The sequence below is a fragment of the Mastigocladopsis repens PCC 10914 genome (assembly GCF_000315565.1).
Lineage (GTDB): Bacteria > Cyanobacteriota > Cyanobacteriia > Cyanobacteriales > Nostocaceae > Mastigocladopsis > Mastigocladopsis repens.
Window position 1 is genome coordinate 315,464 of the sequence record NZ_JH992901.1, and the last position, 14,850, is coordinate 330,313.

The 14,850-nt window shown below is 45.7% G+C and carries 10 protein-coding genes and 2 pseudogenes; 11 read left to right on the top strand and 1 reads right to left on the bottom strand.

Going from position 1 to position 14,850, the window contains the following annotated elements; genetic code table 11:
• Positions 1-63: 63 nt before the first annotated feature.
• The 9 genes and pseudogenes from MAS10914_RS29510 to MAS10914_RS0103560 all read left to right on the top strand — a co-directional run.
• A pseudogene (locus MAS10914_RS29510) lies at positions 64-1,290 on the top strand (ribonucleoside-triphosphate reductase, adenosylcobalamin-dependent); the annotation flags it as partial.
• Between the two features lie 310 nt (positions 1,291-1,600).
• Positions 1,601-2,671: pseudogene (gene nrdJ, locus MAS10914_RS29515) on the top strand (ribonucleoside-triphosphate reductase, adenosylcobalamin-dependent); the annotation flags it as partial.
• A 179-nt stretch (positions 2,672-2,850) separates the two neighbouring features.
• Positions 2,851-3,072, top strand: coding sequence for a hypothetical protein (locus tag MAS10914_RS0103530; RefSeq protein WP_017314521.1), 222 nt, complete (start codon positions 2,851-2,853; stop codon positions 3,070-3,072).
• A 580-nt stretch (positions 3,073-3,652) separates the two neighbouring features.
• On the top strand, positions 3,653-3,928 hold the full coding sequence (locus tag MAS10914_RS0103535; protein ID WP_026082313.1) for an RNA recognition motif domain-containing protein: 276 nt from the start codon (positions 3,653-3,655) through the stop codon (positions 3,926-3,928).
• A 388-nt stretch (positions 3,929-4,316) separates the two neighbouring features.
• Positions 4,317-5,366, top strand: coding sequence for a class 1 fructose-bisphosphatase (gene fbp / locus MAS10914_RS0103540; protein ID WP_017314523.1), 1,050 nt, complete (start codon positions 4,317-4,319; stop codon positions 5,364-5,366).
• 226 nt (positions 5,367-5,592) lie between these two features.
• Positions 5,593-6,738, top strand: coding sequence for a transaldolase (gene tal, locus MAS10914_RS0103545; protein WP_017314524.1), 1,146 nt, complete (start codon positions 5,593-5,595; stop codon positions 6,736-6,738).
• A 91-nt stretch (positions 6,739-6,829) separates the two neighbouring features.
• The gene (gene zwf / locus MAS10914_RS0103550; protein WP_017314525.1) at positions 6,830-8,359 is read left to right on the top strand and encodes a glucose-6-phosphate dehydrogenase; all 1,530 of its coding nucleotides are present in this window, start codon (positions 6,830-6,832) and stop codon (positions 8,357-8,359) included.
• A gap of 140 nt (positions 8,360-8,499) precedes the next feature.
• A complete protein-coding gene (gene opcA, locus MAS10914_RS0103555) occupies positions 8,500-9,879 on the top strand; it encodes a glucose-6-phosphate dehydrogenase assembly protein OpcA (RefSeq protein WP_017314526.1) in 1,380 nt (459 codons plus the stop codon).
• Between the two features lie 47 nt (positions 9,880-9,926).
• Complete coding sequence (locus MAS10914_RS0103560; protein ID WP_017314527.1) at positions 9,927-11,351, top strand: cobyrinate a,c-diamide synthase; 1,425 nt, start codon at positions 9,927-9,929, stop codon at positions 11,349-11,351.
• A 140-nt stretch (positions 11,352-11,491) separates the two neighbouring features.
• Here MAS10914_RS0103560 and MAS10914_RS36575 read toward each other — a convergent pair whose 3' ends face one another.
• A complete protein-coding gene (locus tag MAS10914_RS36575; RefSeq protein WP_198014958.1) occupies positions 11,492-11,662 on the bottom strand; it encodes a type II toxin-antitoxin system PemK/MazF family toxin in 171 nt (56 codons plus the stop codon).
• A 144-nt stretch (positions 11,663-11,806) separates the two neighbouring features.
• On the opposite strand from MAS10914_RS36575, the gene MAS10914_RS0103565 reads away from it, so the two are divergent.
• Together MAS10914_RS0103565 and MAS10914_RS0103570 are read left to right on the top strand one after the other, a co-directional pair.
• Entirely contained in the window at positions 11,807-13,330 is a 1,524-nt protein-coding gene (locus tag MAS10914_RS0103565; RefSeq protein ID WP_017314528.1) for a flavin monoamine oxidase family protein, read from the top strand.
• A gap of 503 nt (positions 13,331-13,833) precedes the next feature.
• On the top strand, positions 13,834-14,841 hold the full coding sequence (locus MAS10914_RS0103570; RefSeq protein ID WP_017314530.1) for a phosphate ABC transporter substrate-binding protein: 1,008 nt from the start codon (positions 13,834-13,836) through the stop codon (positions 14,839-14,841).
• Positions 14,842-14,850 lie beyond the last annotated feature (9 nt).

Consider the following 14,850-nt stretch of genomic DNA (forward strand, 5'->3'; position numbering starts at 1 on the left):
TTTACCCTCTCATTCACTTGGCGTATAGTCATAATCTATGTCAGCGAGCAACAAGACTTGATTATGGTTCGTGAGCTTGAAATAAAACGTCAGAGTGCAAAATTTCCAGAAACTGCCCCAGCTGCTAACCCAGTGTTTTTTAGAACCTATAGCCGCCGCAAAGAGGTGGGGGTGAGGGAGACTTGGGATCAGGTGTGCTCCCGCACCCTAATCGGCTTAATCACTATCGGAAAGCTACTTCCACATGAAGCTGATATCCTACAGCGGATGCAGCGGAACTTGAAAGCATTACCCAGCGGACGTTGGTTGTGGGTTGGCGGTACGGACTGGCTAAAAGAGCAAAAAAACTTTTCTGGGGCATATAATTGTACCTCTACCAACCTGCAAGACTGGAGCGCTTTCGGCTTGATGGTAGATTTAGCAATGATGGGGTCTGGTACTGGAGCAGTGTTAGAACCACAATATATTAACCAGTTGCCCTCCATCCGCAATCACCTTCAAGTACAAGTGCGGGGTGAGATTGGTAGTACTCCTGCTGGTGCGCGTCGTGAGCAGACAGAAGTCAAAATAGAAGGCAATCTCGTCACTATTTTTGTTGGCGATAGCCGTCAAGGTTGGGTGAAATCATATCAAAGCCTATTGGAACTCTCAACCGATGAACGATTTTCAACAGAAGTTCAAGTTATTGTGGATATTAGCGACGTACGTAAAGCGGGAGAGGCTCTCAATGGCTTTGGAGGTGTTGCTAATCCCGTAAAATTGCCCGAACTTTACCAGCGTTGTGCATCCATTCTAGATAAGGCTGTTGGACGACAGTTAAATTCTGTTGAATGCTGTTTATTAATTGATGAAGCAGCTGTGACAATCGTTGCAGGCAATATTAGGCGTTCAGCTGGCATACGTCAAGGTTCAAGTCAGGATCATTTATTTGCAGATGCCAAAAACAATCTTTGGCAGCAGGATGAAAATGGCAACTGGCGCATCGATCCAGAGCGTGATGCTTTGAGGATGGCAAATCACACAAGAGTTTTTCACCAAAAGCCCACATTAGAAGAATGTATTGATGCTGTCCGCAAACAATACTCTAGTGGCGAAGGTGCGATTCAATGGGCTGGTGAAGCTGTAGCAAGAGCTAACTGCGACCTTTTGAGAAATTATGAACAAAAAGTAGATTTTCTCAAGGCTTATGCTCAAGGAAAAGCAAAAGATTGGTTGCAACAGCAATATCCTGAAATTCCTGCAAGTGAGCTAGAGCATCGTTTAGCTCGCTATGGTTTAAATCCGTGTGGTAGATAATAATTTTGCCTCACGTTAAAAACCGGGGAAATTCGGTGAACCCTGCGATTGGGAATACCGAGGTAATCAGAGGAACTCAAGCACCTGTGACACCGTACAGACTAGAGAGTGAACCTTTTTAAACCACAAATAGAAAGTCAACGTTGGGGTTTAATAAAGAATATAATCTGGGTTTTACCCCCGTTCTTAAGAACGGCTCCACGAGTCTCCGGCTACTATCGTTAGTAGAAAATATAGTCGGATCTACGGGGAATAAGGAACTCGTAGAACTAGGGGATAAAAAGCCTCTAGGATAACAAAAATGGAAATTATCGGCTCGAATTTTCACTGCAACTTAGCAGAAATTCACCTAAATCAAATTGCCCCAAATAACTACAAGGAACAAGAAGAGGCTTTCACTGCTGGTGCGCTCTCTGTAGTCGCGCTTTTGCATCATAAATTTATTGAACCACGCTACCAATACAGCCGTGAATTAGACCCGATTGTGGGTGTTTCTTTCACAGGGTTATTTGATTTCTTTGTCAAGGCTTTTGGGGTTGATTGGTTGCGCTGGTGGGAAAAAGGAAGACCCGAAACGGCTCAAGGATTGGCGTTTAAGCGTCAGGAGGAAGAATACCTAAGTTTTTGGAAAAATACTGTGCAGGGAGTCGTTTGGGATTACTGCGATCGCCATAATCTCAAACGTCCCAACCGCTGCACCACAGTCCAACCAAGTGGCACTAAGTCCTTGTTAACAGGAGCCAGCCCTGGATGGCATCCCCCCAAGGCGCAAAGATTTATTCGTCGGATCACCTTCCGCAAAAATGATCCTGTAGCGTTGGCTTGTCTTGAATATGGGTACACTATTATACCCTCTCAATCAGACAAGGATGAACAGGGTAAGTTGTTGAACGACCCGTTTGATCCGCGAGTGAGCGAATGGCTGGTGGAAATTCCAGTCGCCGTACTTTGGGCAGATTTACCAGGCGCTGATGAGATAGACATCAGTAAATTTAATGCGATCGCCCAGATGGATTTCTATATGCAAGTGCAGAAATTTTACGTCACACATAACACCTCTGCTACCATTGAACTGAGGGAAAATGAAGTGGAAGCCTTAGGAACTCGCATCTATGAAACTATCAGAGATGATGAAGGCTACATTAGTGCTGCGCTTTTGGCACGATTTGACGACCATCAAACTTTTCCTCGCTTACCCTTTGAGCCAATAACAAAACAGCAGTACGAGCAGCTGATGAAGGAAGTGGAAATGCGTCGCAAAACCGATGATTTTCATGCTGTTTTGAGCCGCTACGATTTCGGTGAGTTAATGGAAGCAGGACCAGCCGGTTGCGACTCTGATAAGTGCTTGATGCCTGAACAAAATTCGATGTAAACAATATCGACAATAAAAGCGGTAGTTGTCGTGGGAATCCTACACTACCGCTTATTTTCTGCCCACAACATACCATTCAAAGCTGCTAAAACTGATAACACTGCCAAGGAAAGCACCATCCAACACGTTACGATCGCTTTAATAGTCCTAATTTTTAACTTAGTGCCAGGAGATTCTTCATGTTCGTTGATGAATTAACACCAATATTCAAACAATTTACCCAGCACCCAGTGTCATTTATGGGCGGGTTTTTCTCTGGTTTGCTTCGACTCAACCTTGCTGATGACCCCGTTAAAGGCTGGCTCTCCCAACAACTTGGCTCAAGCACCTACACGACTTCTACACCCACTGAGGCACATAATGGCAAAGCTGGTGGTCCTCAGTCAATTAGTATTGAATAGAGTTCAGATGTACTGATTTTTCAGGAAGTCTCACCCGAACACGCAAAGGTATCTAGTGTACCTTTGCGTCTTTACACAAATTTATCATTTGTCTGCCAATTCTTTTTATTAAAACATATCATATCCCTTTGTGCCTCCTTCATCAGGCTAGACGGAAGGATAATCTAAGGTATTACACAGAACTAATATCAGCTATTATCAAAAGCGACACATCAAAAGTTTTAAATTTCCGCATCTGCACAAATAGGTAGATTTCTTAACTGAAACTTAGAAAAAAACAAACAAAATTCTATTAACCTATAAAAAATATCAGCACATATAAGTGAGACTGATTCTAACAAAAAATTGTTTGTAAAATCTCATACTTTGAAAATTGACGCAATCAGTTATGATATGTAGCGTATGCGAAAATTCAGCCTGACCATTGGCTAAGTCCTAAGAAGAAGTTTCCTTGTTGGTTCCTTTTCTTCTACAACATTTGCCATTGGTGAATCAGGTGAAACGAAAGCAATGCCTGCTATTGGTTTTACCTGTTTTCAAGTTGAACTCTTCGCTCTTCGTTGCGACTTACGTGATTCACATGACTATTTACGTTGGAAATCTTTCCTACCGCGCTACAGAAGCAGATTTAAAACTGGTATTTGCAGAATACGGTGAGGTCAAAAGAGTTGTGTTACCTACTGACCGCGAAACAGGTCGACTACGCGGTTTTGCCTTTGTAGACATGATTGAAGATGCCCAAGAGGATGCAGCCATTACAGAGTTAGATGGTGCTGAATGGATGGGTCGCCAACTCAGAGTTAATAAGGCTAAACCGCGCGAGGAGGAGCGACGAAGTAGTTGGGTGAAAAAATAGTTTCAAGAGCAATGAAATATAATATTAGCAAATTATTTTCTAGTTATGCAAGCTATTAAGTGCTGAAATATCTAGAAATAATCAATCAAGTGATTTGATAGACACAGATCCGACGAGTTATGACTCCTAAGATAGTAGTCATGATGAGTCGGTTTTTAAAATACTAAATGTGTTTAAATTCCCATCTTCAATTAGGTAGACTTACTCAAGTATAGCATTCCTACTTGGCGATTTAGCTTGGTATAGACCCACAGGGAGTTCATTTCTTTAGTTTATCTAAAATCACATCTAAGTTGTCAAAATACCTCTCTAAGATAGAGGCAGCAACTACAAGTTGCAACGCACGGGATGAACCAAGCAAACACCTAGTCTCTAGGGAGGACAAAAAATGGCTACAGCGCCGGAATCTTTAGAGTTGGCTAGCAACGAAGTAGCAGACAAGGCGTTAGATCGCGATTGTACAACATTATCCCGTCATGTCCTACAGCAACTTCACAGCTTTTCGCCCCAGGCGCAGGATCTGAGTGCGTTGATGAATCGGATTGCCCTCGCAGGCAAACTGATTGCTCGTCGCCTCAGTCGCGCCGGCTTAATGGAAGGGGTTCTTGGATTTACAGGGGAAGTCAATGTGCAGGGAGAATCCGTCAAAAAGATGGATGTCTATGCCAATGATGTCTTTATCTCAGTTTTCAAGCAAAGCGGTTTGGTCTGTCGCTTAGCTTCTGAGGAAATGGAAAAACCCTACTATATTCCTGAAAACTGCCCCATAGGTCGCTACACTCTTTTGTATGACCCGATTGATGGCTCATCAAACACCGATACAAATCTCAGTTTGGGTTCCATTTTTGCGATTGTGCAACAGGAAGGAAGCGACCTAAATGGTGAAGCTGCTGACCTGCTAGCTCCTGGACGCAAGCAAATTGCCGCAGGTTACATATTATATGGTCCGAGCACAATGCTGGTCTATACTATTGGTAAGGGAGTTCATTCGTTTACCCTCGACCCCAGCTTAGGGGAGTTTATTCTCACCGAAGAAAACATCCGGATTCCTGATCACGGTTCCATATACAGCGTCAACGAGGGGAATTTTTGGCAGTGGGATGAACCGATTCGGGAATATGTGCGCTACGTCCACAGAACAGAAGGCTATACCGCCCGCTATAGTGGGGCAATGGTAAGCGATATCCATAGAATTTTGCTTCAAGGCGGGGTGTTTCTCTACCCAGGCACACTACCGAAACCAGAAGGTAAACTACGCTTGCTTTATGAATCTGCTCCCCTAGCCTATGTCATTGAGCAAGCAGGTGGTCGCGCCACTACAGGACACATGAATATCTTAGACGTGGTACCGAAAAAACTGCACCAGCGCACGCCTTTGATTATTGGCAGTCCACAAGATGTTGCAAAAGTGGAGTCTTTTATTCAAAACGGTCACTAGAAGAGCGTGAAAAGCTCACTCTAGGGTGCAGTAAGCGCGTAAACCATTGGTTAGTAGTTAGTGGTGAACCAGTACTGCGGGAGGGAAACCCTGCCGCAGGTAACTGGTGAACCCGAAGGGTTAGTGGTTGTTGGTAAGTAGAACAACGAACAAACTAACAAATAACTACTAACAGCCTGACAAAAGTCACTTAGACAGATCATTAGCAGGAGTCAAACGGACAGCTATGGCAACTAATCAACTACTGGAAATTAAGAAGTACGGTCAAAGCATCTGGATGGATAATTTGAGCCGTGATATTATTCAATCTGGCGAACTCAAAGACCTGGTTGAAAATAAAGGAATCTGCGGGATTACCTCCAACCCAGCCATCTTTGAAAAAGCGATCGCCGGTAACGCCATTTATGATGCCGATATTGAAGCGGGAATCAAAGCAGGATTGCCAACATACAAAATTTATGAATCCCTAGCTTTTGCAGATATCCGCAACGCCTGTGATATACTGCGCCCTGTTTATGACGCAACTGATGGGTTGGATGGTTATGTAAGCATCGAAGTCCCACCAACTATTGCTCATGATACCGAGGCAACAATCAAAGAAGCCCGCCGCTATTACCAAGAAGTTCAACGGGAAAACTTGATGATTAAAATTCCCGGTACAGAGGCGGGTTTGCCAGCAGTGGAGCAAGTCATATCCGAAGGAATCAGCGTCAACGTCACCTTGCTGTTCTCCGTCCAAAGCTACGTCAACACAGCTTGGGCTTACATTCGCGGCTTAGAAAAACGGGTTGCACAAGGTCAGGACATTAGCAAAATTTCCTCCGTTGCTAGCTTCTTCCTCAGCCGGATTGATAGCAACATTGACGGTAAGATTGACGCCAAATTGAAAAAAGGCGTTGATGACATTACCCAAGAAGCCAAGCTCAAAGCTGTCAAAGGAAAAGTGGCGATCGCCAACGCTAAAATTGCTTACCAGGAATACAAAAAGATTATTCAGACAGAGCAATGGAAAGCATTGTCCGCCAAAGGTGCTAACGTGCAACGCCTCCTGTGGGCAAGCACCAGCACCAAAGACCCCAGCTACAGCGACGTGATGTATGTCGATGAGTTGATTGGTCCTGATACAGTGAACACCCTGCCACCAGCGACGATTGAAGCTTGTGCTGATCACTGCGATGTTGCAGCTCGTGTTGAAACAGGCGTAGAAGAAGCTTATAACCTGATAGAAAGCCTCAAAGACCCAGACATCAACATCGATATCAACAAAGTGATGGACGAATTGCTTGTTGATGGTATCGATAAGTTTGTCAAGCCCTTTGAATCGCTGATGAACTCCCTAGAAACCAAGGTTAGACAGTTGTCGCCTGTGTAGGAACTAGGTTTGTAGTAAGCGCTTAAGCGCTTACTACAAGCCAATCCCCAATCTTTAATCCCCAATCTCACATCCAAAATCGAAAATTGTTATGGTCAGTCTGCTAGAAAATCCCCTGCGCGTGGGTCTGCAACAGCAAGGGATGCCCGAACCTCAGATTATAGTCATCTTTGGTGCTTCAGGGGACCTTACCTGGCGCAAACTAGTGCCATCGCTTTATAAATTGCGACGGGAACGGCGTATTCCACCAGAAACCACCATTGTGGGTGTGGCACGTCGAGACTGGAGCCACGACTACTTCCGCGAGCAGATGCTCAAAGGCATGAAGGAGACTGGCGGCGATTTCGGTCCAGAGGAACTCTGGCAAGACTTCTCCCAAGGTCTGTTCTACTGCTCTGGGGATATAGACAACCCCGAAAGTTACCAGAAACTGAAAAACTTTTTGAGCGAATTAGACCAGAAAAGGGGAACCCGGGGAAACCGGATGTTCTACCTTTCCGTTGCTCCGAAATACTTTCCTGAGGCGATTAAGCAGCTAGGCTCTGCGGGGATGTTGGAAGATCCCTACAAGCATCGTTTGGTGATTGAAAAACCCTTTGGTCGGGACTTGGCTTCTGCTCAGAGCCTTAACCAAGTGGTGCAGAAAGTTTGCAAAGAAAACCAAGTCTACCGCATCGACCACTACCTGGGTAAAGACACAGTTCAGAATTTGCTGGTATTTCGCTTTGCGAATGCGATTTTTGAACCGTTGTGGAATCGTCGATTTGTTGACCACGTTCAGATTACCGTGGCAGAAACCGTGGGAGTTGAAGACCGGGCTGGTTATTATGAAACCTCCGGTGCGCTGCGGGATATGTTGCAAAACCACCTGATGCAACTTTACTGCCTCACCGCAATGGAGGCACCCAACGCAATGGATGCCGACAGTCTCCGTACGGAAAAAGTGAAGGTACTCCAAGCTACGCGTCTAGCTGATATCCAAAATCTACACCGTTCAGCAGTGCGCGGTCAGTATAGCGCTGGCTGGATGAAAGGTAAACCCGTGCCTGGGTATCGACAAGAACCAGGAGTTAATCCCAACTCCACAACACCCAGCTATGTGGCAATGAAGTTTCTCGTTGACAACTGGCGCTGGCAAGGAGTTCCCTTCTATTTGCGTACCGGCAAGCGTATGCCTAAAAAAGTCAGTGAGATTTCGATCCACTTCCGTGAAGTTCCTTCTCGGATGTTTCAATCCGCCGCGCAACAAATGAATGCCAACGTTTTGGCAATGCGGATTCAGCCGAATGAGGGAATTTCCTTGCGTTTTGAGGTCAAGATGCCCGGTGCTGATTTCCGCACCCGTTCGGTGGACATGGACTTTAGTTATGGTTCCTTTGGCATCAAAGCAACTTCTGATGCCTATGACCGCCTGTTCTTGGATTGTATGATGGGCGATCAGACATTGTTCACACGGGCGGACGAAGTGGAAGCCGCTTGGCAGGTCGTGACACCAGCCCTTTCCGTTTGGGATGCGCCCGCAGATCCGACGTCAATTCCTCAGTATGAAGCTGGTACTTGGGAACCAGCCGAAGCGGAATTCTTGATTAACCAAGACGGTCGTCGCTGGCGCAGACTTTAGATTTGTAGTTAGTGGTTAGTGGGTAGTGGTTAGTAGATAGTGGTTAGTGGGTAGTGGAACAACTAACAACTAACTACTAAACAACTAACAACTAACAACTAACAACTAAACAACTAACAACTAACAATCCAAAATTTGCTATGACTACCCAAGCTCCTACTATTTTTTCAATTCAAGCCCCGAAGGATGTTTCGCTCTCAGAAATTGAAGCGGAACTGAGCCAAATTTGGCAAAGTTATGGCATGGCCGGTGAAGATGGTGCCCTGCCTGCGGCTACTCGCGCCACGACTTTTACCCTGGTAGTGTATGAACCAGAAGAAACCCAGCAACTGTTGGCTGCTTTGGGATTTTACAACGGTCCAATTGATGGGATTTTAGGACCGCAAACCGTAGCAGCACTACGGGAAGCGCAAAAAGCTTTTGGACTAGATCGGACGGGGAAGGCAACTCCGGAAATGCTCACCCGACTGCGAGAAGAAGTTGCCAAACGTCACAGCAATGGGGCAACAGGAGACAACGGTTCTGGTGGTGTGTCCTATGCTCCAGAAGCCACCAGCCCCCGAATTGCTGATGAAATTGCTAGCCGTAACCCCTGCCGCATCATTGCCCTGTTTCCCATAACTGGTGAAGACGTAGGGGTAAAAGCTCAAGTCTCTGCCTACTGCCCAATCCAAAAGCAATCTTCAAGTACACTAATCTGCTGCGAATACATTACTCTAACAGGAACCGCTGCTGCTTTGGAACGCATAGGTGGCATGATTCCAGCATTGCTAATTGGTGGCTTGCCAAAGTTTCTCTGGTGGAAGGCAACGCCAGACCCCAACAACGCCTTATTCAAACGACTGTCGGCAGTCTGCAACAACGTTATTGTAGATTCCTGCAACTTTAACAAGCCAGAAACTGATTTGCTGAGCCTGCAAGAGTTGGTAGAAGCTGGTGTACCTCTAGCAGACCTGAACTGGCGTCGTCTTTCCGGATGGCAGGAGTTAACAGCGGAAGCTTACGACCCACCCCAGCGTCGTGCTGCTCTGACAGAAGTTGATAAAGTAAACATTGATTACGAAAAAGGCAACCCTGTGCAAGCGCTGATGTTTTTGGGTTGGCTAGCGAGTCGGTTGCAATGGCGTCCGGTTTCTTATCAAAAAGAAAGCGAAGATTACGACATCACGCAAATTCACTTCGTAGCACATGACCAACGGCAAATACAAGCCGAGTTAGCAGGAGTTCCAGTTGGTGATGTAGGTGAAGTTGCTGGGGACTTGATTGCCTTGCGCCTAAGTTCCACCAATGTGCAAGCCAACTGCGGTACCCTTATCTGTTCAGAAACTGGTGGTTGTATGCGGATGGAAACACAAGGTGGTGCCCAGTCTACAGGTGTGTTTCAACAGGTGAGTTCACTTTCTGAGCAAAAGGCAGAAGCTTTGGTGAGTCAGCAGGTGCAACGCTGGGGTCACGAGGCACTTTTTGAAGAAAGCCTTGGTGTCACAACCCAAATTCTCAAATTAGGACTTAAGAAGTAAGATTATGGAGTTAGGAGTTTTGACTCTTAACTCCTTACGAGAAATTTATGGCTTTAGTCATTGCAGGAGAACGTAGTGGGGTGGGCAAAACGACTGTTACGCTCGCCCTTTTGGCTTCTTTGTATCAGCGAGGTTTACAAGTACAATCTTTCAAGGTTGGTCCGGACTACATTGACCCGATGTTTCATCAGCACGTTACGGGTCGTGCTTGTCGCAATTTAGATACGGTACTTACATCAGAAGCCTACGTAGAGCAATGTTTTAGATATCACGCCCAACTGTGTGAATCTGCCCTAATAGAAGGGGTGATGGGTCTGTTTGATGGAGTTGGGGAGAGGGCACAAGCAGAGGAGGGAACAAAAAGAATTCCCCTTGTCTCCCCATCATCCTATCCCCCCATCCCCCTCTCTTTTGGTAGTACGGCTCATATAGCGCGGCTACTCGATTTACCTGTCGTGTTGGTGATCGATTGCAGTCGGTTGTCTGGTTCTGTGGCTGCGATCGCCCACGGTTATTGCTCGTTGGACAAGAGAGTGAAAATTGCTGGGGTGGTACTCAATCGCGTGGGTAGCGATCGCCATCTATCTCTTCTCAAAGATGCCCTAGAACCCCTCCAATTACCGATTCTTGGCGTGCTGCGACGTGAGGATAACATTACAATTCCTGATCGCCATTTGGGTTTAGTACCAACAGCAGAACTCCCCCAACTGCGTGCTGTCATTGACCGACTTGCCCATTTGGGCAATACTTGCTTTGACTGGGAACGCTTATTACCACTGTTGCAGGTTTCTGGGAAAACCCCACCCCTTATCCCTCCTCTTGCTAAGGGGAGAGAGGTAAGAATCGCTATTGCCCGCGATCGCGCTTTCAATTTTTACTACCAAGACAATCTTGATTTACTGCAACAGTTGGGTGCAGAACTGGTTTTCTGGAGTCCTCTAGAAGATGCTGGATTACCAGAGGATGTGCAAGGATTGTATTTTGGCGGTGGTTTTCCAGAAGTCTTTGCTCAACAACTAGCAGAAAACGCCAATGCTCGCAATACAGTAAAAACAGCAATCCTCTCTGGAATGCCCACCATAGCTGAGTGTGGGGGATTAATGTATCTGTGCGAGCAAATAGTCGATTTTGAGGGGAAATCTTGGTCAATGGTAGGCGTGTTACCCACAATAGCCGAGATGGGTGGGCGTCTTACCTTAGGGTATCGTCGAGCAGTTGCTTTACAAGATAGTTTGGTAGTACGCGCAGGTGCAACTGTCTACGGACATGAGTTTCACCGTTCCCGTTTAATCTCAACTCCCAATCCACCCTTGTTTCAAAGTTATCGCTACGATTGCGAGAAATCCACAGGATATGAAGGATGGAGTTTGCTTCCGTCTCTACACGCTTCTTATATTCACCAACACTGGGGAGAGAGTCGGGAAATTCCCCAGCGATTTTTAGAGAGTTGTTGTGTATTTAAATTTACTTAAAGTCTACAGACTGTGATCGCTTGGAAGCGTGACATTATTCTCGAAAAATTATCTCCAGGCGAGCGCCAAGGGTGATCGCTCCGCGTCATCGCATGACTGCGGCTCCTAAAGCAGCATCGCATTATCTATTGACAAACAAATTAATTAATGCATAAGACAATCGCTAAGGCTTTGCTGATGTTCTGCATTTGCTCATCTGACACAATTCCCAGTTGGCGAACTAATCTCTGCTGCGAGATTGAACGTACTTGAAATGTATCAGCAGCAGAAAGCTTACTTAAACCATTTTCGCGGTTCTTAGTTAACTGCAATAAGCTAATACGCGTCTAAATTGGATATTTTTTCGTCAAGACTGTCATGACGACCCTGCATAAAAATTTTTAGTCCCCCTTATGAAGTAACAGAGGCGGTTGAAACGACTGCCGCCACACAAACGAAAAAGGGAAGCTGAAACAATGGACACCAAAATTTTACTTGAGCAATTCCAACTGGTAAACTTTCAAAAAGGCAAGCGGATCACCATACTGGGCGCAGGTATCGCAGGTTTAGTAGCAGCATATGAACTCGAACGCCTGGGACATGAAGTCGAAATTATGGAAGGTAGCCCACGCATTGGTGGACGGGTATGGACACACCGCTTCGGTAACTCCCCAGATGCACCTTACGCGGAGCTGGGAGCAATGCGTATCCCAAGCGACCATGAAATGACTCTGCATTATGTGCATGAAATGGGACTGTCTGACAAACTGTGCAAGTTTATGACAGTGTTTGAGGAAAGCAACGCAATGATGAACATCAACGGACAAGTGCTGCAGATGAAAGACGCACCCCGTGTATTGCAACAAACAGAAGGTGGTATCCTCAGTGACACTCGCTACAGTGAAAGAACTCGCGCCTTTGCTGCTTGGCTCAAAACTATTATTAATACTATCGCTCCTGGTAATCTCCGTTCTGATTTTGAACGCGACTTGAACTCTCACTTGATGGATGAGTTAGAGCGCTTAGATTTAAACCCTTACTTCAGCGAAGACGGCGAAACGATTGACTTACACTCATTCCTGACACAAAACCCAAGCTTCCGCGCAAAGTGCTCTCAAGGGTTGGATATTTTCCTCGGCGACATCATGACAGAAACCAGCCATGACTTGTTGCAACTCAAAGGTGGGATGGATCAACTCATCCAACGTTTGGCAGCATCAATCAAAGGTCCTATCAAGTGTAACCAAGAAATCGTCGCCCTGCGTGTGCAAAAAGACCACGTCCAAATCACCTACAAGGAAAATGGTCAGTTGCACACCAAGATATGCGACTACGTACTATGCACAATTCCCTTCAGTGTATTACGCAAGTTGGAATTGAGCGGCTTTGATGATGATAAACTTGATTCGATTCACAACACTGTTTACTGTCCCGGAACGAAAGTTGCCTTTCACACTCGCGAGTCTTTCTGGGAAAAGGATGGTATCAAAGGTGGTGCTTCCTTCAGTGGTGAAGGTGTGCGTCAAACATACTACCCAAGCGTGAAGTTCAACCCCAATAGCGGTAGCGTGATGTTGGCGAGCTACACCATCGGTGATGATGCCCAACGCATGGGGATGATGTCTGAACAAGAGCGCTTTGATTACGTCCAAAACACTGTAAGTAAGATGCATCCCGAACTGAATGCACCTGGTGTGATCGTGGACAAAGCATCCATTGCTTGGGGTAACTACAAGTGGTGTGCTGGCGGATGCACAATTCACTGGGATTCGACAGATGGCTCTAGCAGTTACCTCAAAGCGCAAAGACCCCAAAACACTCTGTTTTTTGCTGGTGAACACTGCTCTCGCTTCCCAGCTTGGTTACAAGGTTCCATTGAGTCAGCACTGGAAGCGGTTTACGATATCGTTAAGCACAAGCCAGTTGCACAATCTACTGCTGTGCCCGTAGGCAACTCCTGGAACAAAAATCCTCAAATGGTCACAGTTGGAGTCCGGTAGTTATAACTACGTTCATTTAAATTATTACAGTTCGGAGGTCAGCATCAAGACAATTTAACCAGCTAACAGTCCATATTCAATTCAGCTCATAAATCCCTTTTTGTTTCGCCCGCGATCAGCGGGCTTTTTTTATGCGGTGACGCTACAGAGAAAAGATTAATTTTTCGTTGGCTGTAGAGACGCGCCATGGCGCGTCTCTACAAAAAAACGGGTTTTTTAGCTCCAAGTCTGAATACTGAATTGGTGTTCTAGGCATTTTAAGTAAACTCACGATAGTATAGGAACAATGAATTCCTTCTTGGCTCAGATTTGTGGCGTTGCCACAGGAGCCATTTTCAGCAATGTTTCAAGCAATCAAAGCTGCTCTTCTTTCTGAGCTAAAGTACTTACAGCAGCGTTCTAGGGAATACTTGTTTTACGGTGACGACCAAACTTAGGAGGCTGGACGGCAGACAATGTTTGCACTCGCCCAAATTGCAAAGTCCCAATAACTAACATTCCACATGGCTAATAGAAGCAACAATCGAGAAACACTCACCTTGGTGCTATCTCTGCTCCTTACTCTAGGACTTTTAGGGTTTGGTCTGTGGTACTTTCGTAATAGCTTGCCTTTTGGCTCCAACCAACAAACTCAACCCTCTGCCCAGAATTCTTCCGAACAACAGAGTTCTGAGCAAGCTTCCACCTCCCAACCCAACGCGGGTCAAGCTTTTGACACATCAAGCTTAGATACTAGCTTGCCTAATCCAAATGTGCTGACGATAGATGGTAGCGTCACAATAGTGGCTCTGATGAAGCAGCTTCAAATTGCCTTTAATCCGGTGAATCCTTCGTTACCCACAACTTATGGCTTACCATCTGGTAGTCCCAATGGTACCAACAAAGGAATTCAAAACTTGCGGGACGGCAGAGTATTGATGGCAGCCAGTTCACGTCCTCTAAAGCCTGAGGAGGCACAGGCTGGGCTTGTGGGAGTTCCAATTGCTCGAGATGCTTTAGCTGTAGCAGTAGGCGTCAACAACCCGTACAAAGGTGAATTGACCATAGAACAGTTGAAGGGGGTTTTTCAGGGAAAAATCACCAATTGGTCACAGGTAGGAGGTCCAAACCTGCCTATTAAAGTAATTAACCGCTCTCCAGATAGTGGTACACATACATTCTTTCAGGAAGTGGTCCTGTTAGGAGAGCCTTTCGCACCTGATAGCGCCAATTTCACCACAATCAAGAAAGATGAAACAACTTCGATATTACGTGCCTTGGGTGATAACGGTATCAGTTACAGCACAGTTTCCCAGATAGAAAACCAAACAACTGTTCGTATTGTCCCTATAAATGGGATTTCTCCTACTGATAAAACTGCAATTAAAAATAGTACTTATCCCATTAGTCGAGTGGTTTATTTAGTTGCGCCGCGTAAAACGAGTCCAGCCGCTAAACAATTTATTGACTTTGCCGTATCTTCTGGTGGTCAACAGGTTGTCCAACGAGTAGGTTTTATTCCGTTAAACTAGGTTGAATGA